The sequence below is a fragment of the Oerskovia sp. PE-21s genome (assembly GCF_056158145.1).
In genome coordinates, this window is sequence record NZ_JBUXJM010000007.1 from 1 (window position 1) to 26,719 (window position 26,719).

General features: G+C 72.9%; 24 protein-coding genes, 1 tRNA gene, 1 other RNA gene and 2 pseudogenes. 11 read left to right on the top strand and 17 right to left on the bottom strand.

What is annotated here, in order from left to right:
• Positions 1-164: 164 nt before the first annotated feature.
• From ACZDYF_RS13870 to ACZDYF_RS13885, 4 genes are all read right to left on the bottom strand, one after another.
• The gene (locus tag ACZDYF_RS13870; RefSeq protein WP_475057941.1) at positions 165-1,244 is read right to left on the bottom strand and encodes an aspartate-semialdehyde dehydrogenase; all 1,080 of its coding nucleotides are present in this window, start codon (positions 1,242-1,244) and stop codon (positions 165-167) included.
• A 14-nt stretch (positions 1,245-1,258) separates the two neighbouring features.
• On the bottom strand, positions 1,259-2,578 hold the full coding sequence (locus ACZDYF_RS13875) for an aspartate kinase (protein ID WP_475057947.1): 1,320 nt from the start codon (positions 2,576-2,578) through the stop codon (positions 1,259-1,261).
• A 362-nt stretch (positions 2,579-2,940) separates the two neighbouring features.
• Positions 2,941-3,684: an HAD family hydrolase gene (locus tag ACZDYF_RS13880; RefSeq protein WP_475057951.1), complete on the bottom strand. Its 744-nt coding sequence runs from the start codon at positions 3,682-3,684 to the stop codon at positions 2,941-2,943.
• Positions 3,681-4,478 carry a TSUP family transporter gene (locus tag ACZDYF_RS13885; protein ID WP_475058839.1) on the bottom strand — a complete coding sequence of 266 codons (798 nt, stop codon included), beginning with the start codon at positions 4,476-4,478 and terminating at the stop codon, positions 3,681-3,683. Before ACZDYF_RS13885 ends, ACZDYF_RS13880 begins: the two co-directional genes overlap by 4 nt.
• A 441-nt stretch (positions 4,479-4,919) precedes the next feature.
• On the opposite strand from ACZDYF_RS13885, the pseudogene ACZDYF_RS13890 reads away from it, so the two are divergent.
• Positions 4,920-5,780, top strand: a pseudogene (locus ACZDYF_RS13890) (ABC transporter ATP-binding protein); the annotation flags it as partial.
• A complete protein-coding gene (locus ACZDYF_RS13895) occupies positions 5,777-6,928 on the top strand; it encodes an ABC transporter permease (protein WP_475057955.1) in 1,152 nt (383 codons plus the stop codon). The pseudogene ACZDYF_RS13890 and the gene ACZDYF_RS13895, both read left to right, overlap by 4 nt.
• Before the next feature lie 87 nt (positions 6,929-7,015).
• Here the strand turns inward: ACZDYF_RS13895 and ACZDYF_RS13900 are convergent, their stop codons facing one another.
• The 8 genes from ACZDYF_RS13900 to ffs form a co-directional block, all read right to left on the bottom strand.
• Positions 7,016-7,591, bottom strand: a complete 576-nt coding sequence (locus tag ACZDYF_RS13900) for a DUF5063 domain-containing protein (RefSeq protein ID WP_191789650.1) — start codon at positions 7,589-7,591, stop codon at positions 7,016-7,018.
• Positions 7,584-8,183, bottom strand: a complete 600-nt coding sequence (gene recR, locus ACZDYF_RS13905; protein ID WP_138822666.1) for a recombination mediator RecR — start codon at positions 8,181-8,183, stop codon at positions 7,584-7,586. The genes ACZDYF_RS13900 and recR overlap by 8 nt, the downstream gene beginning before the upstream one ends.
• A 77-nt stretch (positions 8,184-8,260) precedes the next feature.
• A complete protein-coding gene (locus ACZDYF_RS13910) occupies positions 8,261-8,662 on the bottom strand; it encodes a VOC family protein (RefSeq protein WP_204809916.1) in 402 nt (133 codons plus the stop codon).
• 2 nt (positions 8,663-8,664) lie between these two features.
• A complete protein-coding gene (locus tag ACZDYF_RS13915) occupies positions 8,665-11,490 on the bottom strand; it encodes a DNA polymerase III subunit gamma and tau (RefSeq protein WP_475057962.1) in 2,826 nt (941 codons plus the stop codon).
• Positions 11,491-11,569: 79 nt separating this feature from the next.
• The gene (locus ACZDYF_RS13920; protein WP_138822662.1) at positions 11,570-12,232 is read right to left on the bottom strand and encodes a methionine ABC transporter permease; all 663 of its coding nucleotides are present in this window, start codon (positions 12,230-12,232) and stop codon (positions 11,570-11,572) included.
• Positions 12,229-13,512, bottom strand: coding sequence for a methionine ABC transporter ATP-binding protein (locus ACZDYF_RS13925; protein ID WP_475057969.1), 1,284 nt, complete (start codon positions 13,510-13,512; stop codon positions 12,229-12,231). The genes ACZDYF_RS13920 and ACZDYF_RS13925 overlap by 4 nt, the downstream gene beginning before the upstream one ends.
• A gap of 184 nt (positions 13,513-13,696) precedes the next feature.
• Positions 13,697-14,590 (bottom strand): MetQ/NlpA family ABC transporter substrate-binding protein, encoded by an 894-nt coding sequence (locus ACZDYF_RS13930; RefSeq protein ID WP_475057972.1) that lies wholly within the window; start codon positions 14,588-14,590, stop codon positions 13,697-13,699.
• A gap of 514 nt (positions 14,591-15,104) precedes the next feature.
• Positions 15,105-15,201, bottom strand: an RNA gene (ffs, locus tag ACZDYF_RS13935) — signal recognition particle sRNA small type.
• Between the two features lie 196 nt (positions 15,202-15,397).
• Here ffs and ACZDYF_RS13940 point away from each other — a divergent pair.
• Positions 15,398-15,483 (top strand) — tRNA-Ser (locus tag ACZDYF_RS13940).
• A 67-nt stretch (positions 15,484-15,550) separates the two neighbouring features.
• Here the strand turns inward: ACZDYF_RS13940 and ACZDYF_RS13945 are convergent.
• The gene (locus ACZDYF_RS13945; RefSeq protein ID WP_475057975.1) at positions 15,551-16,039 is read right to left on the bottom strand and encodes a hypothetical protein; all 489 of its coding nucleotides are present in this window, start codon (positions 16,037-16,039) and stop codon (positions 15,551-15,553) included.
• A gap of 163 nt (positions 16,040-16,202) precedes the next feature.
• Between ACZDYF_RS13945 and ACZDYF_RS13950 the strand changes: the two genes are divergently transcribed.
• Positions 16,203-16,739 carry a GNAT family N-acetyltransferase gene (locus ACZDYF_RS13950; protein ID WP_475057982.1) on the top strand — a complete coding sequence of 179 codons (537 nt, stop codon included), beginning with the start codon at positions 16,203-16,205 and terminating at the stop codon, positions 16,737-16,739.
• 25 nt (positions 16,740-16,764) lie between these two features.
• Here the strand turns inward: ACZDYF_RS13950 and ACZDYF_RS13955 are convergent, their stop codons facing one another.
• A complete protein-coding gene (locus ACZDYF_RS13955) occupies positions 16,765-16,953 on the bottom strand; it encodes a PspC domain-containing protein (RefSeq protein WP_191789655.1) in 189 nt (62 codons plus the stop codon).
• A gap of 209 nt (positions 16,954-17,162) precedes the next feature.
• On the opposite strand from ACZDYF_RS13955, the gene ACZDYF_RS13960 reads away from it, so the two are divergent.
• From ACZDYF_RS13960 to ACZDYF_RS13985, 6 genes are all read left to right on the top strand, one after another.
• Complete coding sequence (locus tag ACZDYF_RS13960; protein WP_475057991.1) at positions 17,163-17,912, top strand: TetR/AcrR family transcriptional regulator; 750 nt, start codon at positions 17,163-17,165, stop codon at positions 17,910-17,912.
• 140 nt (positions 17,913-18,052) lie between these two features.
• Entirely contained in the window at positions 18,053-19,042 is a 990-nt protein-coding gene (locus tag ACZDYF_RS13965) for an ABC transporter ATP-binding protein (RefSeq protein WP_475057996.1), read from the top strand.
• Positions 19,039-20,703, top strand: a complete 1,665-nt coding sequence (locus ACZDYF_RS13970) for an ABC transporter permease (protein ID WP_475058001.1) — start codon at positions 19,039-19,041, stop codon at positions 20,701-20,703. The genes ACZDYF_RS13965 and ACZDYF_RS13970 overlap by 4 nt, the downstream gene beginning before the upstream one ends.
• A gap of 117 nt (positions 20,704-20,820) precedes the next feature.
• Entirely contained in the window at positions 20,821-21,132 is a 312-nt protein-coding gene (locus tag ACZDYF_RS13975; protein WP_138822644.1) for a type II toxin-antitoxin system VapB family antitoxin, read from the top strand.
• Positions 21,133-21,141: 9 nt separating this feature from the next.
• Positions 21,142-21,846, top strand: a complete 705-nt coding sequence (locus tag ACZDYF_RS13980; protein WP_475058006.1) for a LytR C-terminal domain-containing protein — start codon at positions 21,142-21,144, stop codon at positions 21,844-21,846.
• 106 nt (positions 21,847-21,952) lie between these two features.
• Positions 21,953-22,561 carry a GNAT family N-acetyltransferase gene (locus ACZDYF_RS13985; RefSeq protein ID WP_400273909.1) on the top strand — a complete coding sequence of 203 codons (609 nt, stop codon included), beginning with the start codon at positions 21,953-21,955 and terminating at the stop codon, positions 22,559-22,561.
• Between the two features lie 69 nt (positions 22,562-22,630).
• Here ACZDYF_RS13985 and ACZDYF_RS13990 read toward each other — a convergent pair.
• From ACZDYF_RS13990 to ACZDYF_RS14000, 3 genes and pseudogenes are all read right to left on the bottom strand, one after another.
• Positions 22,631-23,944: pseudogene (locus ACZDYF_RS13990) on the bottom strand (uracil-xanthine permease family protein).
• Positions 23,945-24,130: 186 nt separating this feature from the next.
• Positions 24,131-25,054, bottom strand: coding sequence for an LLM class F420-dependent oxidoreductase (locus ACZDYF_RS13995; protein WP_191789768.1), 924 nt, complete (start codon positions 25,052-25,054; stop codon positions 24,131-24,133).
• A 64-nt stretch (positions 25,055-25,118) separates the two neighbouring features.
• On the bottom strand, positions 25,119-25,700 hold the full coding sequence (locus ACZDYF_RS14000; protein WP_191789662.1) for a hypothetical protein: 582 nt from the start codon (positions 25,698-25,700) through the stop codon (positions 25,119-25,121).
• 130 nt (positions 25,701-25,830) lie between these two features.
• Here ACZDYF_RS14000 and ACZDYF_RS14005 point away from each other — a divergent pair, with 130 nt between their 5' ends.
• Positions 25,831-26,718, top strand: a complete 888-nt coding sequence (locus tag ACZDYF_RS14005) for an LLM class flavin-dependent oxidoreductase (protein ID WP_475058015.1) — start codon at positions 25,831-25,833, stop codon at positions 26,716-26,718.
• Position 26,719 lies beyond the last annotated feature (1 nt).

Here is a 26,719-nt window from a genome sequence, read left to right on the forward strand (position 1 = left end):
CCCTGATCCCGTCGGATCAGGGGCCACAGCTCACTTCTCGGGGACGGCACGCAGCACGACGGCGCCCTCCCACCAGAAGGTGAGGGGCGCCGTCGGGCACTGCGATGCGTCGTCCGTGTCAGAACCAGCGCGACCTCGGGGTCACGCTGGTTCTGACAGCCGGGTCACACCGGGGTCGACGCCTTGCTCGCGAGGTCCGCCGCGACCAGCTCCGCGACCTGCACCGCGTTGAGCGCGGCACCCTTGCGGAGGTTGTCGTTCGACACGAACAGCACCAGGCCGCGACCGCCCGGCACGCTCTGGTCGGTACGGATACGGCCCACGAACGACGGGTCGGCACCTGCGGCCTCGAGCGGGTTCGGGACGTCCGAGAGCGCGACCCCCGGAGCCACCGCGAGCAGCTCGCGCGCACGGTCCGGCGAGATGGCCTGCCCGAACTCGGCGTGGATCGCGAGCGAGTGACCCGTGAACACCGGGACGCGCACGCACGTGCCCGCGACCAGCAGGTCCGGGAGGCCGAGGATCTTGCGCGACTCGTTGCGGAGCTTCTTCTCCTCGTCGGTCTCCTCCTCGCCGTCGTCCACGATCGAGCCGGCGAGCGGCACCACGTTGAACGCGATGTTGCGCGGGAACTTGTCCGGCGCGGGGAACGAGACCGCGCTGCCCGAGTGCACCAGACCCGTGAGGTCCTGCTCGGCGCCCGCGACCGCCTGGTCGCGCAGCTCGGCCGCACCGGCCAGCCCCGCGCCAGAGACCGCCTGGTACGTCGCCACGATCAGGCGCTCCAGACCGGCCTCGTCCGCGAGCGGCTTGAGGACCGGCATCGCGGCCATGGTGGTGCAGTTCGGGTTCGCGATGATGCCCTTGCGCGCCTCGTGGATGGCCTCCGGGTTGACCTCCGAGACGACCAGCGGGACGTCCGGGTCCATGCGCCACGCGGACGAGTTGTCGATCACGACGACGCCCGCAGCAGCGTACCGCTCGGCCTGCGCCTTCGAGGTCGCGCCGCCCGCGGAGAACAGGGCGATGTCGAGGCCCGAGACGTCGGCCGTGGCCGCGTCCTCCACGACGACGTCCTCGCCCTTCCACGGCAGCGTGCTGCCCGCGGAGCGCGCCGACGCGAAGTAGCGGATCTGCGCGACCGGGAAGTCGCGCTCCTCGAGCAGACGACGCATGACGGCGCCGACCTGACCGGTCGCCCCGACGACGCCGACGACGAGGCCTGCAGAGTTCTGGTTGCTCATGGTTCTCTCCTCGCTCAACGGCCGGTGCCGGCGTAGACGACTGCTTCGCTCTCGCCGTCCAGCTCGAACGCGGTGTGGATGGCCCGCACCGCGTCGTCGAGGCTGTCGGCGCGGGTCACGACCGAGATACGGATCTCCGACGTCGAGATCATCTCGATGTTGATGCCCGCGTCGCGCAGCGCACCGAAGAGCTGCGCCGAGACGCCCGGGCTCGACTTCATGCCCGCCCCGATGAGCGAGACCTTGCCGATCTGGTCGTCGTACTGGAGCGACGCGAAGCCGATCTCCTCGCGCACGGCGTCCAGGGCCGTGGTCGCGAGGGCGCCGTCGTCCATGGGCAGCGTGAACGAGATGTCCGTCAGGCCCGTGGCCGCGACCGAGACGTTCTGGACGATCATGTCGATGTTCGCGCCCGCACCGGCCACGACCTCGAAGATGCGTGCGGCCGTGCCCGGCACGTCCGGGACGCCGACGACGGTGATCTTGGCCTCGCTGCGGTCGTGCGCGACGCCGGAGATGATCGGAGCTTCCATGATGACCTCTGCCTCGTTGCCGGCCGGGGAGCCGGGAGCCTGCTGGGGGACGTTCGGCACGGAGCGCGCGTCGTTCGACACGATCGTCCCGGCCTTCGTCGAGAACGACGAACGGACGTGGATGGGCACGCCGTAGCGGCGCGCGTACTCGACGCAGCGAAGCACCAGGACCTTGGCCCCGCTCGCCGCCATGTCGAGCATCTCCTCGTAGGAGATGTGGTCGATCTTGCGGGCCGTCGGCACGATGCGCGGGTCCGCGGTGAACACGCCGTCGACGTCGGTGTAGATCTCGCACACGTCGGCGCTCAGGCCCGCCGCGAGCGCCACGGCCGTGGTGTCCGAGCCGCCGCGGCCGAGCGTCGTGACGTCGTTGGTGCTCTGCGTGACGCCCTGGAACCCGGCGACGATCGCGACCGAGCCCCTCTCGACGGTCTCGCGGATGCGGTGCGGGACGACGTCGACGATGTGCGCCTTGCCGTGCACGGCGTCCGTGATCACGCCGGCCTGCTGGCCCGTGAACGACTTCGCCTTCACACCGAGGTTGTTGATCGCCATCGCCAGCAGCGACATCGAGATGCGCTCGCCTGCCGTGAGCAGGATGTCCATCTCGCGCTGGGGAGGGAGGGGGGTGACCTGCTGGGCGAGATCGATGAGCTCGTCCGTCGTGTCACCCATGGCCGAGACCACGACGACCACGTCGTGTCCGGCCCGCTTGGTCTCTGCGATGCGCTTCGCCACCCGCTTGATGCTCTCCGCATCAGCTACCGACGAGCCACCATATTTCTGCACGACAAGTGCCACTTGCTGCTCCGTTACGTCGCCGGCCTCCGTCTCTCTCAACGGCCCGCCGGGTGCTTTACGAGTCGGTCGATGATAGCCCGGGGCCCGGGGTCGCCGGGAGGGGGCTCAGGATGCGGCCGGGGTCGCCCGCTGACCAGCGCCGACGCCGTGCTGGTCGGGCGCCGAGAACGGGGTTCGGGCCGTTTCCAGGCCGTTGGCGACCTCCATCCCGTTCTCGGCGGCGGGTGGGCAGCCGGTCACCTGCGACCGCCCGCGAGACGGGTGCTCGCGCACGAGACGGGTCTCGCCGTCAGGTGCGTAGCCACCCGTCTCGGACCGGACCACCCGTCTCGGCCCCGGGCGACCGGTGCCCTCCGGCGCCGTCACGCCCCTCCCCGCAAGACCAGCCCGGCCAGCCGGGTCAGCCCGGCCAGCGACGTGATGCGCGCGGGCTCCTCGAACGGCCCCTGTCCGGTGCGGTCCAGGTGCACGGCCCGGAGCCCTGCAGCCCGAGCGGCGACGACGTCGAGGTCGTACCGGTCCCCGACGTGCAGCACGTCGCGCGGATCGACCCCCAGCGCGGCGCAGACCAGCAGGTAGCTCTGCGGGTCCGGCTTGGCGACGCCCAGCCCTTCGGCCGTGAACACGGGCCCCAGGCGACCGACGAGTCCCACGGCGCCGAGCTTGGCGTGCTGCTGCTCGTCGGTCCCGTTCGTCAGGACGGCCAGCCGCACGGGCAGGTCCTGGAGCACCGCGAGCATCGGCTCCACGTCGTCGTACGCGGTCCACGACGCCTCGTAGTGCGCGGCGTACCCGGCGAAGACCTCGTCGAGCTCGGCGTCGCTCCCCAGGTCGACGTCCAGGTCGAGGCCCGCGAGCGGCAGGACGTCGCGCAGGCGCCGCCGACGCTGCTCCGCGAAGGTGATCTCGCGCGAGCTCCAGGCGGAGAAATGTCTCTCCTCGGCCGCGAACCACGCCGCGACCAGCTCGTCGGTCGCCTCGACGCCGAGGCTCGGCAGCCAGGCCGCGAGCGCCGCCCGCGCGGACCCGTCGTGGTCGAGGAGCGTCCCGTCGAGATCGAGGACGACCGCCGCCACGCCCGACACCCCTTCCTCGCGCACGGTCACTCCCCCAGGCTCGTGACGACGTCGTACCCCAGCTTGCAGATGAGCGCCCCCACCACGACCACGAACGCGACCCGTACGAACCCGCTGCCCTTGGCCACGGCCATGCGCGCCCCGACGTACGCGCCGAGCAGGTTCGCGGCCCCGATCGCGAGCCCCAGACCCCACAGCACCGCGCCGTAGGGGACGAAGAAGATGAGCGCCCCGGCGTTGGTCGCGAAGTTCGCGATCTTCGCGAGCGCCGAGGCGGGCAGGAAGGCGTACCCCAGGATGCTGACGAGCGAGATCACGAAGAACGTCCCCGTCCCGGGGCCCAGCAGCCCGTCGTAGAACCCGATCGCGAGCCCGATCCCTGCGGCGGCCCACCGGTGGCCGTTGCCCTCCCAGCGCAGGTTCGTCGTGTGGCCGAGCCTGGGCTTGGCGATCGTGTACGCCGCCACGGCGATCAGGACCACCAGGATGATGGGCTTGAACAGCTCGGCGGGGATCTTCGACGCGAGCGCAGCACCGCCCACCGCCCCCACGAGCGCCGCGAGCGCCATGGGACCCGCGGTCCGCAGGTCCGGCCCCACGCGCCGGTAGTACGTCGTCGCGCTCACGGACGTGCCCATGATGCTCGCGAGCTTGTTGGTCGCGAGCGCCTGGACCGGGCTGATCCCGGGGACGAGCAGCAGCGCGGGGAGCTGGACGAGCCCACCCCCGCCGACCACGGCGTCGATCCAGCCCGCGGTCAGGCCCGCGAGGACCAGGAGGGCGATCGTCAGGAGGTTGAGCTCGAGCCCGCCCGAGCCGGGCAGCACGATCCCGTCGCCAGCAGCGAGAGGCGCGTGCGCCACGAGAGGCAGCGTCGCGGCGAGGTCCCAGGTCACACGGAAGTCTTGCACGACGGCGGAGGGGTCACTCAGGAGGCGCACGAGCCGCCCGGGCCTCACCCGGGCGGGCTGCACCGCTCCGGGGCGTGCACCGCTACGCTCGGCGCCATGACGAGCACAGGGGCTCCCCAGGGGGATCCAGCAGAGCACCGACCACCCGGACAGGCCGACCCGCCCGCGACGCCTCCCGCACCACGACCCGCCCAGGACGCCACCGCACCGTCGGGGAGCGACGCCGTCGGGCCGGAGGTGCCCGTGGCGCCCGAGGCGCCCGCGGCACCGGGCCCGGACCACGCGCCCGACGGCGCCGCCGCCCCCGGCGGGATCGTCGCCCAGGGCGTGCGGCGCGCGTTCGGGGCGGTGCGCGCGGTCGACGGCGTGGACCTCGTGGCGCGCCCCGGCCGGGTCACGGCGCTGGTGGGGCCCAACGGCTCGGGCAAGACGACGCTCCTGCTCGTCCTCGCGGGCCTCCTCACCCCGGACACGGGCAGCGTGCGCGTCGCGGGCTTCGACCCGGTCACGCAGAGCTTCGCGGCGCGCGCCCGCACCGGGTGGATGCCCGACGCGTTCGGCACCTGGGACTCCTTGACGGCCCGCGAGGTCCTCACGACGTTCGCCGCCGCCTACCGGCTCCCTGCCGCGGTGGGAGCCGCGCGCGCGGCCGAGCTGCTGGCCCTGGTGCACCTCGAGGAGTACGCCGACCGCCCGGCGAGCGTCCTGTCCCGCGGGCAGAAGCAGCGCCTGGGCCTGGCTCGCGCGCTGGTCCACGACCCGGACGTCCTGCTGCTCGACGAGCCCGCGAGCGGCCTCGACCCGCGCTCGCGCGTCGACCTGCGCGTCCTCGTGCGCGAGCTCGCGGCCCGCGGCAAGACCGTCCTCATCTCGAGCCACGTGCTGACCGAGCTCGACGAGATGGCCGACGACGCCGTCTTCCTCTCGCGCGGGCGTACCGTCGCGTCGGAGACGGTGGGCGAGGCCGCGACGACGCGGCGCACGTGGCGCGTGCGCGCGCTCGACCCGGTCGCGCTGCACACCTGGCTCACCGGGGCGGGGGTCGTGTTCGGCACCGAGCCCGACGGCGCCGCGCTGGTCGACCTCGACAGCGACGCCTCGGCCGCAGCGCTCCTGCGCGACGCGGTCGTCGCCGGGGTCCCCGTCGTCGCGAGCGCCCCCGCCGGGGGCATCCTCGAACAGGCCTACCTCGCCCTCGAGGAGGAGCGTCGATGAGCACCCAGCAGTTCCTCTCCCCCCAGCCGACCGGGACGGCCCCGACGGGCAGCGCGAGCACGCCGGACAAGCGCGGCGACTGGTCGCTGTCGTGGCACGGGGTCAAGACCGTCGCGACGCTCGAGCTGCGTCAGCGCGTGCGCTCGACCCGGTGGAAGATCGCGCTCGTCGTGTGGTTCGTGGTCGTCGGCGGCATCACGCTCCTGACGTCGGGGGCCCTCTCCTTCACGACGGGATACGACAACGGCTCCGACGTGCAGTACGGCCCGATCATCTTCGGCGCCGTGGTCTTCTTCGTCCTGTTCCTCGGCCTGCTCGTGGCCCCGACGCTCAGCGCCTCCGCGATCAACGGCGACCGGAACGCCGGGACCCTCGCGACTCTCCAGGTGACGCTGCTGACCGCGGCGGAGATCGTCGTCGGGAAGCTCGTCGCGGCGTGGAGCGCGGCGCTCGCGTTCCTCGTCGTGAGCATCCCGTTCATCGCGTGGGCGCTCGTCGCGGGCGGGGTCTCGTTCCTGGCGCTCGTCACGACGGTCCTGCTGCTCGCGGTGCTCCTCGCCGTGGTCTGTGCGATCGGGCTCGGGTTCTCGGCGCTCACGACCAAGACGTCGGGCTCCGCGGTCCTGACCTACCTGACCGTCGCGGGGCTCACGGTCGTGAGCCTGCTCCTGTTCGGGCTCACGACCCCGCTGGTCACCCAGGAGAGCAGGATCCAGGTCTGGACCGTGCCTTCCGACCACGACTGGGAGTCCACCGACCTGCCCGAGTGCGTCTGGGAGACGGTGACCGTTCCGCAGACCCACACCGAGAGGACCTGGTGGCTCCTCGCGGTCAACCCGTTCGTGATCGTCGCCGACGCGGCCCCCGAGCCCACGCACGCGGACGACGGCGACCCGTACTATTCGGCGTCCGACCCGCTGTCGCTGATCCGCGCAGGCGTGCGTGCAGCCCGGACGGGGCCCGCGTCCGAGCAGGACTGGTGCGGTGGGGGCGCGAGCCCCGTCGACGCCCCGGAGCCGGACGACTCCGCCGTCTGGCCGTGGGGCCTCGGTGCGAACCTGCTCCTCGGGGCGGGAGGCGTGGTGCTGGCCGTGCGTCGCCTGCGCATCCCGACCGTGAAGCTGCCGCGCGGTACGCGCGTGGCGTGAGGGGTGACGTCAGGACGGGCGCGACCGCGTGGTCGCGCCCGTCCGGCGTCGCTCAGACCTGCGCCCGACGACGCGGGCGGTCGTGGATCAGGCGTGCAGCGCGTCGTACTCCGCCTCGGCGGCGACGTCGTCCTCGACGTCGAGCCGCAGGTGCGCGAGCACGAGCTGCAGGACGCGCAGCGCGCTCGCGGCCCGCTCGCCCCACAACGACAGGTAGGAGAACTGCCACCACCACAGGGCCTCGAGCTCCTGGCCCGAGTCGTAGTGCTGGAGCCCCTTGGCCAGGGCCTCGGCGATGCACGCGATGTCCCCGGACACCGACGCCTGCCCGACGACCGCGCCCAGCACGGGGTCCTCGATCTCCGGGTAGTCGTCGAGACCGTCGAGCAGCCGGGCCAGGCCTTCGCGCAACGGGTCGAGGTCGGTCTCGGGCCCGGCGTCGGGCTCGAAGCGCTGGTCCGGGACGACGTCCATCATGGCGCCGAGCCGTGCGCCGACGGCCAGCAGGTCCGACGTGGCCAGGAGCAGCAGCGGGATCGCGGCCTCCGGGGCGGCGCCCGAGGCGACCTCGGCGGTCGTCGTGAGGAAGGTGCGCGCCTGCGCGGACACCGAGGCGGCGACGGACCTCAGGTCCGACCCCACGGCCTCTTCGGTCTCAACCACTGACGACCCTCCGTCCCTCGAACGCCCGCCCGAGCGTCACCTCGTCGGCGTACTCCAAGTCTCCACCCACCGGCAGCCCGGACGCCAGGCGGGACACGCGCAACCCCATGGGCGAGAGCATGCGCGTGAGGTAGGTGGCCGTGGCCTCGCCCTCGACGTTGGGGTCCATCGCGAGGATGACCTCCTGGACCGCGCCGTCGGCGAGCCGGGTCAGGAGCTCGCGGATGCGCAGGTCGTCGGGGCCGACGTTGTCGATGGGGTTGATGGCCCCACCGAGCACGTGGTACTTGCCGCGGAACTCGCGCGTGCGCTCGATCGCGACGACGTCCTTGGGCTCCTCGACGACGCAGATGACCTCTGCGGAGCGCCGGGGGTCACGGCAGATGCGGCACTGCTCCGACTCCGCGACGTTGCCGCAGATCTCGCAGAACCGCACGCGCAGCTTGACCTCGGTGAGCGCGTCGGCGAGCCGCCGCACGTCCGCGGCGTCGGCCGCGAGGAGGTGGAACGCGATGCGTTGGGCACTCTTGGGGCCGACTCCGGGGAGTCGGCCGAGCTCGTCGATCAGGTCCTGGACCGCGCCTTCATACACTCCCCCAGCCTACGTGGCGCCACCGACTCCGAGGTCCGCCGCGCGCAGGCGTCGCGGGCCGTGTGTCAGGCGTCGTGTCAGTCGTCCGCCGCGACGATCTCCACCTCGAAGCCGTCGGCGTTCTCGAGGTAGGCCGCGTAGTGCTGGGGGCCGCCCGCGTAGGGGTGGGCGTCCGCGAACATCAGGCTCCACCCGTGCTCGGCCGCGCGCGCCGCCAGGTCGTCCACCTCGCTCGGGCGACCGCCCGAGAACGCCAGGTGGTTGAGGCCGGGGCGCAGGCGGTCGTGCTTCTCGGCGCGGACGGCGGGGCTCGCCTCGAGCACGATGTACGTCGCCCCGCGCAGCCAGCTCTGGCCCGAGGCCCACGTCTGGAAGCGCGTGTAGCCGAGCTCGTCGAGCAGCCACGCCCACGAGCTCTCCGCGGTGTCGAGGTCCTCGACCCACAGCTCGACGTGGTGGAGCTCGCCGCGCGGGCTCACGGTCAGAGCCCGGTGTCGATGGTCTCGTCGATCACGACGCCGCCCAGCAGCTGAGCCACGAGCGGCGCGCCGACCAGGCCCGACGACGCGAGGTCCGGGTCGTCGTCGGACGGCGAGTCGTCGTCCATCGAGACCGCGACGCGCGCCGACGACTGTCGGGCCCTCTGCTCGGCGGCCTGCCGTTCGAGGGTCTGACGGCGCGACTCGCGCACGCCAGGCGCGGGCCCGGTGGGGACGGCGGGCGTCGGGGCGCTGGGCGCCGACGGCGCGGAGGCCTGAGAAGGCGCGGTGGGACGGGGAGCAGGCCTGCTGCCCGACGACGCCGCTCGCCCCTGCTCCGCGGGCGGCGGTTCGTGGCCCTCGTCGTAGTCGACGGGGGGCTCGGTCACGGGCAGACCCGCGAGCCAGGCCTCGTCGGCCGCGTTGACGACCGGCTCGGCCTCCGGCGCGGTGCGGGGAGCGGAGGCGGGCCGGGTTGCCGGGCGCTCCTGGAGCGCGACGCCGCCGTGCTGCACGGAGGCCGTTCCCTGCGCACCGGGGCCCGAGGGCCGGACAGCACCCGGACCGTTCGGGGCTGACGGGGCCGACTGCACCCCAGGTCCCCCGGGTGCCGAGACCACGCCGACGGGCTCGCCGACCGGCACGACGGCCTCAGGTCCGGAACCGCCGGGGCCGTTCGACGGTGCGGTCGGCGGTGCGGTCGGCGCGGGGCCTCCCGCGGCCGGACCAGCAGGGGCGCCCGGTGCGCCGTCGTCGGACGGCTCGTCCCGGCGCGGCGCAGGCGGCGCGTCCGGGACGGGAGCGCTCGGGGCCGAGCCGCCGCCCTCGTCGAGGCGGGCCTCGACCCGGACCTGGAAGCCGAGGGTCTGGTAGACGGCCTCCTGGACGGCCCCCGTGTGCCGGGACGTGGAGAAGGTCCGCGCGAGCGCCGGCGTCTGGAACGCGAGGTACAGGGTGTCCGGCGTGAGCTCCCCGACCTGCGCGTTGCCGCTCACGAGCGACCACGTGACGCGGCTCGAGCTCAGAGTCTGGAGGACCTCGGGCCAGCGTCGACGCAGGACGTCGGTGCTGAGCGCGTCGACATCGCTCGACGCGGGCGCCGGAGCGGCGGGCGCCGGGGCGGCCGGGGGCTGGACCGCAGCCACCGGCGCGACGGGCGCCTGGGTGGCCGCAGCAGGTGCGGGAGCCGGCTCGACCCGCGCGTCCTCGGGTGCCGTCACCGAACCGAGGTGCGCGGCAGGGGCGGCGGCGTCGTCCGGCGCGACGGACGCGGCAGCACCACCCTCGACCGGGGAGGCGACGACCGGCGTCCCGACAGGTGCGTCCGTCGCCACCTCGCTCGTCGCGGGCTCGCCCGTGCCGACCGGCACGACGACGGGCCAGTCCTCGCTCTCGCCCGCAGCACCCGCCGTCTCGCCCGCGGAGGCGACGTCGCTCGTGAGCGCAGCGGCCTGCGGCTCGGCGGCCGCAGGTGCCGCCCCCTCCCCTGCCTTGCGGGCCTGGAGCGCCGCCCGGGCGGCAGCAGCCCCGCTGAGCCCGCTCACGGGGACGACGGGTGCGTCGTCCTCGACCCGCGGGCCACGCGGCGCGGGGGCGACGAGGCCCTCGGGACCTCCCGGGCGCGGCGCGGCCGCGACGGGCGCGATGCCCGCGACCCCGAGGCCGCCTCGCTCGAGCCGGTCGATGCGCGCCGCGAGCCCCGCGGCGCCGTCGTCCACGCCGGGGAGCAGGAGGCGCGCGCACAGGAGCTCGAGGTGCAGGCGGGGCGACGTGGCGCCGCTCATCTCGGTGAGCGCCGCGTTGACGAGGTCCGCCGCGCGCGAGAGCTCAGCCGCGCCGAGGTTCTGCGCCTGGGTCTTCATGCGGTCGAGCTGGTCGGACGGGACGTCGCGCAGCACGGCGTCCGCAGCGCCGCCCGAGACGGAGATGACGATGAGGTCGCGCAGGCGTTCGAGGAGGTCCTCCACGAAGCGGCGCGGCTCGTGGCCCGTGGTGATGATCTGCTCGACGACCCGGAAGATGCTCGCGCCGTCGCGGGCCGCGAGGGCCTCCACGACGTCGTCGAGCAGCGAGGCGTGCGTGAAACCCAGCAGGTCCACGGCGCGCTCGTAGTCGACGCTCCCGGCCTCCGCGCCCGCGATGAGCTGGTCCATGACGGACAGCGAGTCACGCACCGAGCCGCCGCCCGAGCGGACCACGAGGGGTACGACGCCCGTGCCGATGGTCACGCCCTCCGCGGCGCAGAGCTGTTCGAGGTACGGACCCAGGACGTCCGGAGGGACGAGGCGGAACGGGTAGTGGTGCGTGCGCGAGCGGATGGTCCCGATGACCTTGTCCGGCTCGGTCGTCGCGAAGATGAACTTCACGTGCGGCGGGGGCTCCTCGACGAGCTTGAGGAGCGCGTTGAAGCCCTGCGGCGTGACCATGTGGGCCTCGTCGAGGATGAAGATCTTGTACCGGTCGCGGGCGGGCGCGAAGGTCGCGCGCTCGCGCAGCTCGCGGGCGTCGTCGACACCGTTGTGCGAGGCCGCGTCGATCTCGATGACGTCGAGGCTGCCGGACCCGCCGCGCGCGAGCTCGACGCACGACGAGCACTCCCCGCAGGGGGTGTCGACGGGCGTCTCCTCGGTGTTGCGTGCGCAGTTCAGGGTGCGCGCGAGGATGCGCGCCGAGGTCGTCTTGCCGCAGCCGCGAGGGCCGGAGAAGAGGTAGGCGTGGTTCACTCGTCCGCTGCGCAGCGCCTGCCGCAGTGGTCCGGTGACGTGGTCCTGCCCGATGACCTCGGCGAAGGTCTCTGGCCGGTAGCGGCGGTACAGGGCGGTGCTCACCCCGGCAACTCTAGACGGCGTGGCTGACAGCGCGCACAGCGGGCCGACGGCCGCGCTGCCCGCGGCCGTCGGCCGCGCCTCAGCGCCGCAGGACCTTGCGCGCGAGCCAGTTGCCGAAGAACTGGACGACCTGCACGATCACGATGATGACCACGACCGTCACGGCCGTGACGGCCCAGTTGTACCGCTGGTACCCGTACCGGATCGCGAAGTCGCCCAGGCCGCCGCCGCCGATGTACCCGGCCATCGCGGACATGTCGATCACGGCCACGAAGATGAACGTGTAGCCCAGGATGAGCGGCGCGAGCGCCTCGGGGATGAGGACCGTCCGGATGATCCGCCAGGGCGAGGCGCCCATGGCGCGCGCGGCCTCGACCACGCCCGGGTCGATGCTCACGAGGTTCTGCTCGACGATGCGCGAGGTCCCGAACGCGGTCATGACGGACAGCGGCAGGATGAACGCCTCGGTGCCGATCGTCGTCCCGACGACCGCGAGCGTCACGGGGTAGATCATCGTCAGGAAGATGATGAACGGGATGGGCCGGACGATGTTGACGAGCACGTTGAGGACGTTGAACACCACGCTGTTCGCCAGCAGGTTGCCCTTGCGCGTGCAGTAGAGCGCGAGCCCCAGGACCAGGCCGCCGAGCCCGCCCGCGAGGAGCGCGATCGAGACCATGTAGAGCGTCTCGCCGAGCGCGTCCCACAGGATCGGCAGCAGGGTGGACCAGTCGCGGTTCATCGCTTGCCTCCGAACGTGCCGGGCTCGGTGCCGAAGTCACCGGGCTGGGTCCCCTGCGTGCCGGGGCGACCGAGCCCCGAGGTGCCGGTGCTGCCCGTCCCGGGCCATCTCTCGCTCTGCCACGCGTCGCGCGGGTCGGGTTCGTCGACCCGGCCCGACGGCGGAGCCCCGGTCGCGTCGTCGGCCTCGCCCGACTCGTCGCTCGCCCCGGCCACGACGCGCGGGTCGTCGCGGGGGTCGGCGGCGGTCCCGAGGTCCACGACGTCGGTGGTCGCCGCGAGCTCGGTGAGGAACGCCGCGATCGTGGCGTCGTCGCCCGCGAGCTCGAGCGTGAGCGAGCCGAAGGGCCGCTCCCCGATCTCGGAGATCCCACCGAACACCACGGAGCCGTCGAGCCCGTGCTCGCGCAGGAGCCGGGTCAGGCTCGCGCCCGAGGTCCCGTCCTCGTGGACCCCGACGGTCACGAGCCGTCCGGGGTGCCGACGGCGCAGGCGCTCGAGGGCGTCGGGGCCGGGCCGGTCGCGCAGGGCCGTCCCGACGAACTTCTTGGTCGCGGTGGCCTGCGGCGAGGAGAACACGTCGTAGACTTCGCCGACCTCGACGACCTTGCCGTGCTCCATGACCGCGACCCGGTGGCAGGTCGAGCGCACGACGTCCATCTCGTGTGTGATGACGACGATCGTCACACCGAGCTCGGCGTTGACGCGGCGCAGGAGCGCGAGCACGTCGCGCGTCGTCTCGGGGTCCAGGGCGCTCGTCGCCTCGTCGGCGAGCAGGAGCTTGGGCGACGTGGCGAGCGCACGGGCGATCCCGACGCGCTGCTTCTGCCCGCCCGAGAGCTGCGACGGGTAGGCCTTGGCCTTGTCGGAGAGCCCCACGAACTCGAGGAGCTCGGCGACGCGGGCCTCGCGGCGCGGCTTGTCCCAGCCCGCGACCTTGAGCGCGTAGGCCACGTTCCCGGCGACGGTCCGTGAGGACAGCAGGTTGAACTGCTGGAAGATCATGCCGATGCTCGCGCGCACGGGCCGCAGCTCGCGCTCGGAGAGTGCGCTCACCTCGTCCCCGTCGACGACGACGCTCCCGGTGGTGACGGGCTCGAGCGCGTTGATGAGCCGGACGAGCGTGCTCTTGCCCGCGCCCGAGTAGCCGATGACGCCGAAGATCTCACCTGCCCGGATGTCCAGGGTGACGCCGTCGACGGCCGTCACGGCGGACGAGCCGGTCCCGAAGACCTTCGTCACGTCGCGGAATCGGACCATCGTGTCCGAGGTGGTGCTCACGGAGGAACCTCTCGTGCGGGGGTGCGGTGGCCGGGCCCCTCGTGAGGGCCGCGTGACCTCGCACCGTGTGCGGGGGACGCGTGTACGGACAGTCGAACACGCTGGTGGTGCGTCGGGCGAGGGGACGCCGGTGCCCGACGACGGTGGGTGACGTCGTCGGGCACCGGTGGCTCACGCCGAGGGCTCAGCCCTGGGCGCGGTAGTTCTCCTCGATCCCCGCGAGGATCTCCTGGAGGTCGGCCGCGGAGTTGTCCTTGATGACCGCGGTGCCGCCCGAGGCCTTCTTCTCGGCGGCGACGACCTCTTCGTTCTGCGAGAGGGCGGCGATCTTCAGGAGCGTCTCGTCGTCCTTGTCCGCGGCGCGGGCGACCCACACGTTGATGTAGGGCTCGGAGGCCGAGGAGTCGGGGTCGTCCTGGAACAGGGCGTCCTCGGGGGCGAGACCGGCGTCCTCGAGGAAGTCGTTGTTGATGATCGCGCCGTCGACGGACTGGAGCGAGATCGCGGTCTGCGCGGCGTCGACGGGGGTGACCTTGACCTTGGAGGACGGGAGCACGTCGGCCTCGGTCGACAGCGAGCTGCCGCCGTCCTTGAGCTCGATGAGCCCCGCCTCCTGGAGGACCAGGAGCGCGCGGGCGAGGTTGGTCGCGTCGTTGGGGACCGCGATCTCGCCGCCCGCGGGGATGTCCTCGAGCGCCGTGTGCTTGGTCGAGTAGAGCGCGAGCGGGTAGACCGCGGTGGCGCCGATGGGCTGGAGGTCGTCTCCGGCCTCGACGTTGTAGCCCGCGAGGAACTGCAGGTGCTGGAACTGGTTGAGGTCGATCTGGTCCTGCGCGAGCGCCGGGTTGGCCTGCTGGTAGTCGCCGAAGTCGACGATCTCGATGTTCAGGCCCTCTTCCTTGGCGACCTTCTCGAACACGGCCCACTTGTCGTCGGCTGCGCCGACCACGCCGATCTTGACGACGTCGTCGGCGCTGCCTGCCGCGGCACCGCTGTCGGTGGGGGTCGTGGCGCACGCTCCGAGCGTGAGGGCTGCGGTGGCCGCGATCGCAGCGAGGGTGAGGTTCTTGCGGAGCATGGTCTGTCCTTCCGGTGACGGGCGCCGGCGGTTGTCGCAGGGCGTCCGTGAGGGAGCGTCACGGTGGTGACGGGGTGGGAGGTGGAACGTCCTCCTGCCCGACGACGGAGCGCGCGTCGCGAGGACACGTCACCGGTGGTCGGTGGTTCAGGAAGGGATGAGGCGGGGCGCTGCGGCGCGGGCTCCGGTCGTCTCCGGGCTGCGCTCGCGAAGCGGGCGGTGCGGTGCTGGGGTCAGGTCAGAGCTGACAGCACATTCGACCGGCGCCACGCAGGACGGAGCGACACGACATTCGGCAGCCGGTGGCTGCGCGGTGCGTCGTGAGCTCGGTGCTCGTGGGGCGGGTCATGGCTCCATGATGCGCACGCTCGTCGCCTCAAAACCACTGCGATGGTCGATATTCCAGATGCTGGAGGGAATTTCGTCCACATCGTGGCTGGTCGCAGGCGATACGTACGGGTTTGGGGCGATATCGCCGCGTCGTCTATGACGCAGGCCACATCTGGCCGGGGCATGAAAGGACCCCCCGTGCACCCACCAGAGCCCACCTGCCCTTGCTGCCTTCCGGCCCTGGGGGAGTTCAGTGAGATAGCGCCGCACGAGGGGTCTGGACCCAGCCTAGCCCAGGAGGGCCGGTCGTCCGAAACCGGCCCCCGGCCCCCCGGTCGAAACCGGTCCCCCCGAGCCGACGCGGTCCCGGAAGGCGGTGCCGGACACCGCCCGGGACGGGCCGATTCGGTCGCAGGCCCGGCGTCCGGTATTCTCGACACGCTGCCTGACGCCCCGCGTGGGTCGACGCTGCAGCACGGAGGATTCGCCTAGTGGCCTATGGCGCACGCTTGGAAAGCGTGTTGGGTTAAAAGCCCTCGGGGGTTCGAATCCCCCATCCTCCGCAGACCGAAGGGCCCGCAGCGTGCGCTGCGGGCCCTTCGTCGTTCGCGGGCACCTGTGGGCGAGACGTCAGCCCACCGAGTCGAGCAGACGCTCCGCCGTCGCGAGAAGCTCGTCGCGCGAGACGCCGTCTCCGATGAGCCGCACCGTGCCCGCGGGGGGCGCGTCGATCGTGACGACCGACCGGTCCTGCCCGACCGGGTCCGAGGCCACGGTCACCGTCTCCTCGCCCGAGAGCTCGGGCACGGCCTCGGGGGTCCAGTCGTCGCCGAGGCTCTCGACCGTGACGCCCGCGTGCACCGCGTGGACATACAGCCCTGGCCCCTGCTCCCCGGGCTGCCCCTGGACGTAGACCGAGCTCGTCGACTCCGAGAGGTCGAGGTCGACGGTCTCGACGTAGTGGAAGCCCGCCGGGAGGATCGCCGGGTCGAGCTCGCCTGCCGCGGCGAGCAGGAGCGCGCCCGCCCTGGTCGCCCCGTCGAACGGCGAGATCGGCGTCGCGGGAGGCGCTGCGGCGGGGGTCTGCTCCGCGGTCGCCATGGGCGAGGCGGTGGACACGCATCCTGCGAGCGTCATGGCGGCGACGGCGAGGCAGAGTGGCAGCAGGGCGGTTCGGGTGGGGTGGGAGCGCACCCTCGGATGGTGCCATGCCGACCCTTGCCGGACAAAAGCCCCGGGCGACCGGGCAGGAACGCGGTGCGCCCGGGGCATACTGGCGGGCGTGCCCCCTGCAGACCGCCCCTTCCGCACGGACCTCGCGGTGACCTGGCGCGTCGCGGAGCACCCGGTCCGCGCTCCGGAGTCGCAGGCGATCCTGTTCCGGTACTACACCGAGGTGAGCGACCGGTTCTTCGGCCACGCGACCCCGCAGGAGGACCTCGTCTTGGGCTTCGCCGCCCAGGACTCCTCGGGACCGGCTGCTCCCGGAGGCTCGTTCCACCTCGCCTGGGCGGACGGCCGCGAGGGCCCCGTGGCCGCGGGGTGCGCGGGCGTCGTGCTCGCACGCGACGCCTCCGCGCCGACCGCCGAGCTCAAGCGCGTCTTCGTCGACCCTGCGTTCCGCGGACGCGGCATCGCCACGGCTCTGCTCGACGCGGCCGAGTCCGCGGCTCGGGACCTCGGCGCCGAGGTGGTGCGGCTCGACACCCGGCACGACCTGGTCGAGGCCTTGGCGCTCTACGCGGGACGCGGGTACGTGGACGTCCCGGCGTTCAACGACGACCGGTACGCGCAGCGCTGGCTCGCTCTGCGGCTCTGACGGCCACGGGCACGCGGCAGAGGGCTCACTCGGGGTCGCGGGGCAGCATGATCCACAGGACGACGTAGGCCAGGACCTGCGGTCCCGGCAGGATGCACGAGGCGACCGCGATGACGCGGACGAGCGTCGGGCTGATGTCGAAGCGGCGGGCGAGGCCCGCGCAGACACCGGCGATCACGGCGCCGTGGCGCGGTCTGGCGAGGATGTGGCTCATGCTTCGACGGTACGCCGGGGCCCGGTGCGCGCACATCGGGGACTCCCCTGGTCCGTCCCTGATCCGCCGGTCCGTCCGGAGAGGGTCGGCCGTCATCCTCGCGACGGACTCTCGGCCACTCCGGCCGCGTCGGCGACGGCCTCGAACCTTGACGCCTTCTTGAGGCGTACCCCTTGTGCCCTGCTGAACAAGTGTTTAGCGTGTTGAACATGCGTTCAGCACCCCCGGCTGCCGGTCCGGTCCCGACCGGCACGGGCCCGCGGACGTCGGACGTCCCGGAGACGCCCGACGTCCCGGACCTCACCGGGCGTGCCCGGATCCGCGACGCCGCCCTGCTCCGCTTCGCGTCCGAGGGATTCCGGGTCCCGGTCCGCACCATCGCGGCCGACGCCGGGGTCAGCCCGGGACTCGTCATCCACCACTTCGGGTCCAAGGAGGGGCTGCGCCGTGCGTGCGACGAGCACGTCCTCGTCCTCGTCCGCGAGAACAAGCGCAACGTCCTGGGCGACGAGCACGGCTCCCGCGGCAGCCCCATGGACGTCCTCGCGCAGCTCTCGTCGATCGAGGAGTACGGTCCCGTGCTCGGCTACGTCCTCCGCAGCCTCCAGGAGGGCGGCGACCTCGCCCGCTCCTTCGTCGAGAGCTTGATCGACGACGCCGTGGCCTACGTCGCGGACGGGGTCGCCACCGGGACCATCAAGCCCTCGCTCGACGAGAGAGCGCGCGCCCGCTACCTCGTGACGCAGTCTCTCGGCACGATCCTCCTCGACCTCACGCTGAACCCGCCCGCCGACCCGGGCGACACCGGGGCCGTCGTCCGCGGGTACGTCGACCGGCACGGCCTGCCGTCGATCGAGCTCTTCACGGACGGGTTCCTCACCGACCGCACGCTCCTCGACGCATACCTCCGGTACGCCGAGCCGCCACCCCGCGGACAGGCCGCAGCGCCGGCCCGGTAGCCCCAGCACGACGGACGCGGTCCGCAGCCGGTCCCTCCGGGGCGAGCGGCGCCGTCGGGTACCTTGGCGCCGCTCCCGCCCGACCCTGGCCCACGACCGTCCCCCTCCCCTTCGCACCCTCCCTCACCCGACGAGGAACCATGACCGCGACCGCACGCACGGCCCCCGCCCCCCGCGGGCCCGCCGTCGAGATCCACGACCTGCACAAGTCGTTCGGCACCACCAAGGCCCTCGACGGGCTCGACCTCACGGTCCGTGCCGGAGAGGTCGCGGGCTTCCTCGGACCCAACGGTGCCGGGAAGTCCACCACCATCCGGGTCCTGCTGGGCCTCCTGCGCCCCGACGCCGGCACCGCGACCCTGCTGGGCGGCGACCCGTTCCGCGACGCCGTGTCGCTGCACCGGCGCCTCGCCTACGTCCCGGGCGACGTCACGCTCTGGCCCCAGCTCTCGGGCGGCGAGACGATCGACCTGCTGCTGCGCCTGCGCGGCGCGGCCGTCGACGGACGGCGCAAGGCCCGCATGCTCGAACGCTTCGAGCTCGACCCGACCAAGAAGACAGGCACCTACTCCAAGGGGAACCGGCAGAAGGTCGCGCTCGTCGCCGCGCTGAGCGCCGACGCCGAGCTGCTCGTGCTGGACGAACCGACGTCGGGCCTCGACCCGATCATGGAGGCCGTGTTCCAGGACTGCGTGCGCGAGGCGACCTCGCGCGGCACGTCGGTCCTGCTGTCGAGCCACATCCTCGCCGAGGTCGAGGCGCTGTGCGACACCGTCACGATCATCCGGGGCGGCCGCGCCGTGCAGTCCGGGACCCTGCGCGAGCTGCGGCACCTGACGCGGTCCAAGGTCGTCGTGACCGTCGGGCCGGGGGCCGGGCGCAGAGCCGGCGCGGCTGGTACCTCCGACCTCACGGGCGGTCTCGCGGGCCTGGCCGGGGTCCACGACCTCGTCGCCGACGGCTCGCACGTGACCTTCCACGTCGACGACGACGCCCTGCCCCAGGTCACGCGTGCGCTCGCCGACCTCGAACCCCACGGCCTGACGATCGAGCCTCCCTCGCTCGAAGAGCTGTTCCTGCGGCAGTACGGCGACGAGCTCGCCCTGCTCGACGGCGAGGCCCTGAGATGACCACGCTCGCCTCGTCGGCGACGGCCCCGGCCCCGTCGCGGGTGTCGGCCCCTCCCCTGTCCCTGCGCGGAGCGTTCGCGGGCACGGGCGCCCTGACCCGCCTCGCGCTGCGCCGCGACCGCATCGTCCTGCCCGTGTACGTGGTCGTGGTGCTGCTCATGGTCGCGGTCACGTACTCGTCGGTCGCCACCGTCTACGGGACGCAGGCCGAGCGCGACGAGCTCGCCGCGAGCATGGGCACCAACAGCGCGTTCCTCGCGCTGCTCGGGCCGCTCGAGCACACCGGGTCCGTCGCCTCGACGGCCACCTGGCGCGTGGGCCTGTTCATGGTCCTGGTGCTGGGCGTCCTCGCCGTGCTGACCGTGGTGCGCCACACGCGCAAGGAGGAGGAGACGGGCCGGCTCGAGCTCGTGCGCGCGGCCCGCGTGGGGTCGCTCGCACCGCTCGCGACGGGGGTCCTCGTCGCGGCCGGGATGTCCGTGGTCACGGGCGCGTCCATGGCCGCGATGTTCGTGGCACAGGGGGCCGACGGCGCCTCGTCCGTCGCGTTCGGCCTCCAGTTCGCGGCGCTCGGCCTGGCCGCGACCGGCATCGGGGCCGTGTGCGCCCAGGTCGCGACGTCGTCGCGGACCGCCAACACGATCGGCGTCCTGCTGCTCGTCGCGGGGTACGCGCTGCGCGGCGTGGCCGACATCGACGCCGCGGACTGGCTGCACTGGGTCTCGCCCGTCGGGTGGGTCCAGGAGATCGACCCCTTCGGCGCGAACGCCTGGGGTCCCGCACTGCTGTGCCTCGTACTGTTCGTCGCGGGCGTGGCGGTCGCAGCCCGGCTCTCGCTCGGGCGGGACCTCGGCGCGGGCCTCGTCCAGCCGCGCGCCGGGCCGGCCGGTTCCGCGTCGCTCGTGAGCCCGCTCGCGCTCGCGACGCGCCTCCAGCTCCCCGGCATCGTGTCGTGGACGCTGGGAGTCGGGGCGTACTGCCTGCTCGTCGGTTTCCTGCTGGACTCGGTCGACGACGTCGCCGGGTCGTCCCCGCAGATGCAGCAGGTCATCGCGCAGCTCGGCGGGGCCGGGGCGCTCGCACAGGTCTTCCAGGTCGCGATCATGGGCTTCGTCGGGATCGCCGCGGCGGCGTTCGCCGTGACGCTCGTGTCCCGGGTCCACGCCGAGGAGACCTCTGGTCGGGCCGAGCTGGTGCTCGCGACGGGCACCTCCCGGACGCGGTACCTGACGGCCTCGGTCGTGCTGCTGGTCGCGGGCGTCGTCGCCGTCCCGCTGTGGGCCGGGATCATGATGGGTCTGGGGCACGCGCTCGTGTCGGGTGGCTGGGCCGACGCTCTCGGCGACGCCGTCGGGGCCGGGCTCGTGCAGGTCCCGGCCGCCCTGGTCGTCGCCGGGCTCGTCCTGGTGCTGTACGCGTGGCGGCCTCGGCTCGTGGCCCTGGGCTGGGGCGTCGTCACCGTCTTCCTGGTCGTCGGTCAGCTCGGCGAGCTGTTCGGGCTGCCGCAGCGGGTCCGCGACCTGTCGCCCTTCACGCACGTGCCCCAGGTGCCGCTCGACCCGTTCTCGCTCGGGCCCGTGCTCGTGCTGGCCGCGATCGCCGGAGCCCTCGTCGCGGTCGCCTACGCCGGGTTCCGGCGCCGGGACGTGGGAGGTGCGTGACGTGCCCCCGGTCCCCGAGCGGGCAGTGAGGGCCGGATGTGCGGGGCCTGTGGAGTTGTGGGGCGACGTGGCGCGATCCGCGGCAACGCGCCGAGGGCTCCCCCTAGACTGGCCCGCATGATCTTCAAGGCCGTCGGTGACGGGCGCCCGTACCCGGATCACGGGTTGGTCACGCCCAAGGACTGGTCGAGCGTCCCGCCCCGTCAGGTCCGGCTCGACGAGCTCGTGACGACCAAGCGGACCTTGAACCTCGACAACCTGCTCTCGGAGGACTCGACGTTCTATGGTGACCTGTTCGCGCACGTCGTGGAGTACCAGGGGGTCCTCTACCTCGAGGACGGCCTCCACAGGGCGGTCCGCGCAGCCCTGCAGCAGCGCGCCATCCTGCACGCCCGTGTGCTCATGCTCAACGCCCCCTCGGTCGGGTAGGTTTCTGGCGTGACCACGCAGCCTGGCTCCGATCCCTCTCGAACCGTCCGCCGACGGCGCATGCACGAGCGGCAGGCAGTGGTCTTCGGGCTGCTCGTCGCGTTCCTGGCGATCACCGGCATCGGCGCCCTGGCGGTCTACACGGGTGCCGTCGAGCCTCCCTTCGACCGCCAGTTCAGCTCTCCCAAGGTCGACGGTGTCATCGCCGACGCGAAGACCCCGTGCCTCGCCGAGGGCACCCTGCCTGTCACCTACAGCGACGTCCAGGTCCGGATCTTCAACGCCACGGGCAAGGGCGGTCTGGGCGCCGCCAACGAGCAGGTCCTCCGCAACCGCGGCTTCACGATCGCCCTGGTCGGCAATCTCCAGACCCCCGCCGGCAAGGGCACGACCCAGCACAGCACGCAGATCTCGTTCGGCGTGAACGGGGTCGCGCAGGCGTACACGCTCGCAGCGCACTACCAGGACCCGGTCCTGGTGCTCGACAACCGTGCGGACGCGAGCGTCGACCTGGTGCTCGGCGAGAACTTCGTGAACCTGGTGGACGAGGAGCTCGTGGAGATCGACCCCGCGGTGCCCCTGGCCAACCCGGCGAAGTGCGTCGCGGTCGAGACCATCACCCCGCGGGAGGCCTACGTGCCGCCGGCGCCGCCCGCAGAGGAGCCGCCGGCCGACGAGGTACCCGCCGAGGGGGAGCAGGCCGTAGGAGGCTGACGCACTCCCCGACGGCACGCACATCCCGGTGGCCCTGCGCCGGGTTCGCGGCTACTGTCTGGGCGCGGCGTCTCCTCCTCCCTGCTCTCGAACGGTCCGGCACACGATGGTCTCCCTCCCGATCCGCCCTGCTCGCACCACCGATCCTCGCGAGGTCGAGCGTCTGTACGACATCTGCCTGCGGACGGGTGCCGACGGCGGCGACGCCACGGAGAGGTATCGCGACCCCCGGTTGCTCGGCGAGATCTACCTCGGTGCCTACCTGGCGTTCGAGCCGGACCTCGCGTTCGTGGTCGACGACGGGTCCGGCGCGCTCGGATACGTCGTCGGTACCAGGGACACGGCGGCGTTCGAGGAACGCTGCGAGCGCGACTGGTGGCCGGCCCTGCGGGCCCGCTATCCGCTGGACACACTTGTCCCGGACACGGACGACGCCGGCCTGGTGCGCGCCATGCACGCCCCGTCGACGGCGGACCGTGCGGTGGTCGACCTCTTCCCCGCGCATCTCCACATCGACCTGCTGCCCGCAGCCCAGGGCGGCGGCAACGGGCGGCGCCTGCTCGAGGTGCTCTTCGACGCCCTGCGGGAGCGCGGTGTCCAGGGGGTCCACCTGGGTGTCTCGGAGACGAACACCGCGGCGATCGGCTTCTACGAGCACCTGGGTCTCGAACGCGTCCCGACCGACGAGGGCTACGTGCTGGGGCTCAAGCTCTAGACACGGCCCGCGGGCCGAACCCGAGGCCGGTCAGGGGTTGCCTGACCGACCCCGGGTCCGACAGCACGGTCAGCGCTCCGCCATCTCCGTGCCGCCCGGCACCGACGCCGGGCTCGCGGGCTCCTGCGAGGTCCCGCGCCACCGGGCGATGTTGCGCATGACGTGGTAGATCACGAGCGCCGACGCCGTGCCCAGGGCGATGCCCTCGAACGTCACGTCGCCGATGACCCACGTGAAGTTCGCGATGCCGACGACGAGCGGGACAGCGGCCGTGGTGAGGTTGACCGGGTCGGAGAAGTCGACCTTGTTCTGCACCCAGATGCGCGCACCGAGGATGCCGATCATGCCGTAGAGCATGGTCGTCGCGCCGCCCAGGACGCCCGCGGGGATGGTCGCGATGAGCGCCCCGAACTTGGGCGACATGCTCAGCACCAGGGCCGTGGCGCCCGCGACCTAGTAGGCCGCGGTCGAGTAGACGCGCGTGGCGGCCATGACGCCGATGTTCTCGGCGTACGTCGTGGTGCCCGAGCCTCCGCCGATGCCCGCGAACGTCGTCGCGAGGCCGTCGGCGAACAGGGCGCGGCCCGTGAGGTCGTCGAGGTTCTTGCCCGTCATGGCCGCGACGGACTTCACGTGGCCCACGTTCTCCGCGACGAGCACGAGCACGACCGGGACGAACAGGCCGAGCACCGCGACGTCGAACGTGGGGGTCACGAACTCGGGCAGGCCGAGCCAGGCCGCCTTGGCGACGGGTGCGAAGTCGACCTCGCTGCGGATCGTCGCGACGACGTACCCGACGATCACGCCGAGCAGGATCGCGAGGCGCCCGACGATGCCCTTGAAGAGCACCGTGATGAGGATGATCGCGGCCAGCGTGATGACGGCCGTGACGGGGAACTGCTGGAAGTTGTTCCACGCCGCGGGCGCGAGGTTCAGGCCGATGAGTGCGACGATCGTGCCGGTCACGATGGGCGGCATCGTGAGGTCGATCCAGCGCGGCCCGGCGAAGTGCACGACGACGCCGATGAGCGCGAGCACGACGCCGGTCACCAGGATCCCGCCGACGGCGACCGACTGCCCCCCGGAGGCGGTCGCGGCGGTGATGGGAGCGATGAACGCGAAGCTCGACCCGAGGTAGCTGGGGAGCCGGTTGCGCGTGATGAGCAGGAACCCGATGGTCCCGATCGCGGAGAAGAACAGCGTCGTCGCGGGCGAGAAGCCGGTCAGGAGCGGGACGAGGAACGTCGCGCCGAACATCGCGACGACGTGCTGCATGCCGATCCCGATCGTGCGGGGCCAGCTCAGGCGCTCGTCGGTGCTGACCACGGCGCCGGGTTCGACGCGCTTCCCGTCTCCGTGGATCTTCCAGCCGAGTGCTGCCATGGGGGGCTCCGTTCGTGAAGTTTTGGTGAAGTGCCGAAGGGAAGGGTACTGCCGAGCAAGCAGCCCCCGTTACCGGCCGGTACGTCGTGGACACCCCCGTCCCACGTCCCCGCCCCCCAGGACGCCCGACGGCGGAGCGCACCCTCGGGAGGAAGGCGCGCTCCGCCGTCGGGCGGGAGGGCTGGGTCAGCTCAGCTGCGGCTTGACCTCGCGCGCGATCAGCTCGAGGTGATCCAGGTCCGCGAGGTCCAGGACCTGCAGGTAGAAGCGCGTCGCGCCCTGCTCGCTCGCGGCCGCGAGCTTGTCCGCGGCCTCGGCCGGCGTGCCCGCGATGCCGTTCGTGCGCAGCTCCTCGGGATCACGGCCGATCGCCTCGGCGCGACGCCGGAACTCGGCCTCGTCCTTGCCCACGCACACCACGAACGCCGCCGAGTAGATCAGGTCGTCGGGGTCGCGGCCCGCGTCCTGGCAGACCACGCGGACGTTCTCGATGCGGTCGCCCAGCACCCCCGGGTCGGGGAACGCGACGTTGAACTCGGTCGCGTAGCGCGCAGCGAGCGCCGGGGTGCGGCGGGGACCGTGACCGCCCACGATGACCGGGACGCGGGACTGCGCGGGCTTGGGCAGCGCCGGAGAGTCCGTGAGCGTGTAGTGCTCGCCCGCGAAGTCGAACGTGGCCCCCACGGGGGTCTCCCAGAGCCCGGTGATCACGGCGAGCTGCTCCTCGAGGATCCCGAACCGCTTGGCCGGGAACGGGATGCCGTACGCCGAGTGCTCCTGCGGGAACCAGCCCGCGCCCAGGCCCAGCTCGACGCGGCCGCCCGACATCTGGTCGACCTGCGCGACCTGGATCGCGAGGACGCCCGGGTGCCGGAACGTCGCCGAGGACACGAGCGTGCCCAGCCTGATGCGGCTCGTCTCGCGGGCCAGGCCGGCGAGCGTCGTCCAGGCGTCGGTCGGGCCGGGCAGCCCGTCGCCGTCCCCCATGACGAGGTAGTGGTCCGAGCGGAAGAACGCGTCGAAGTCGAGCTCTTCCGTCGCTCGCGCGACCGCGAGGATGTCGTCATAGGTGGCGCCCTGCTGGGGCTCGGTGAAGATGCGGAGGTCGATCGTCATGGCCTCCACCTTGCCACGTCCCCCGGGGTGCCGTGGTCGCGCTCCCGCACGCCCCGGCTCAGCCCTCGTGCGCGGCGAGCACGGTCACCGAACGACCCGCCGGAGCCGTGACGACCAGGTGTCCGTCGGCGCCCAGGGCCAGGCGGAACCCGCCGAGCTCGAGCTCGGCGGAGACCTCGCCCGCGGGAGCCCCCGCACCGACGACCTCCGGTGCGTCGGCAGGCAGCGGTTCACCCTCCCCCGGAGCCGGCTCGCCGACGAGCTCGAGGTACTCGCTCACGGCCCCTGCGGCGTCGGCGAGCTTCACGGGCCAGCTCTCTCCCGGCTCCCACGCCGCCCCCGCCCGCAGGCGCTGCCCGATCATCCCCACGAGCACCGGCTCGTCGACCGTCTCGAACCGCACGTGCCCACCCTCGTCGACCTGCAGCCCGGTGATGCGCTGGACGTCGACGACCTCGTTGCCCGCCGCGGCGATCAGCACGTCCGCCGCGTCCAGGAGCTCCTGCGCGTCGTCGGAGTCGGCGAACGCCTCCGGGTTGTCGACCTCGGGCACGGGCCAGTCGCCCCGGACGACGGCGAGCTGTTCGGCGCGCGAGCCGGTGCGCGGGTAGCGGTGCGAGACGTTGACGACGACAGCCATGGGGGACCTCCGGTGGTGCGTGAGCGGGACTGCTACCAGCACATCACAGGTCCGCGGTCCGGTTCGAGCCGGGCCGGGCCGGGCCGGGCCGGGCCGGGCCGGGCGGACCACGGGCACGTAGGGTCGGACCATGCGACTGAGCACCGTGATCCTGCCGATCTACCGCTGGTCCGAGGGGCGTGACGTCTGGCGCCGCGCGGAGGACCTGGGGTTCCACGCGGCCTACACGTACGACCACCTGTCGTGGCGCACCTTCCGCGACGGCCCGTGGTTCGGTGCGCTGCCCACGCTCGCGGCGGCCGCCGGGGTCACCGAGCGCCTGCGCCTCGGGACCCTCGTCACCTCGCCGAACTTCCGCGAGCCCGTGACGCTCGCCAAGGACCTCATGACTCTCGACGACCTGTCGGACGGGCGCGTCACGCTCGGGCTCGGCGCGGGGACCACGGGCTTCGACGCGACCGTCCTGGGGGGCGAGGGATGGTCGGCGCGCGAGCGGGCGGACCGGCTGCGGGACTTCACCGCGCTGCTCGACCGCCTCCTGACCGAGCCCGTCGTCACGCACGACGAGGGCCACTACCGCGCGCACGAGGCGCGCACGATCCCCGGCCCCGTCCAGGAGCCGCGCATCCCGTTCGCGATCGCCGCGACCGGGCCCCGCGGGCTGCGGCTGGCCGCCCGCTACGGGCAGGCGTGGGTCACGACGGGCGACGCGGCCGTCGGCGAGGACGGGACGCCGGCCGCGTCGCGCGCCGCCGTAGGTACCCAGGTGGCCCGCCTCGAGGCGACGTGCACGGAGGCCGGGCGCGACCCCCGCAGCATCGAGCGCATCCTCCTGACGGGCTTCACCCCGGACCGGCCGCTCGACTCGGTCGACGCGTTCGCCCGGACCGCGGCCGCCTACCGTGAGCAGGGGATCACGGAGGTCGTCCTGCACTGGCCCATCGCCGACTCGCAGTTCGCGGCCGACCAGGCGACGTTCGAGAAGATCGCGACCGAGGGCCTCGCGCAGCTCGGCTGAG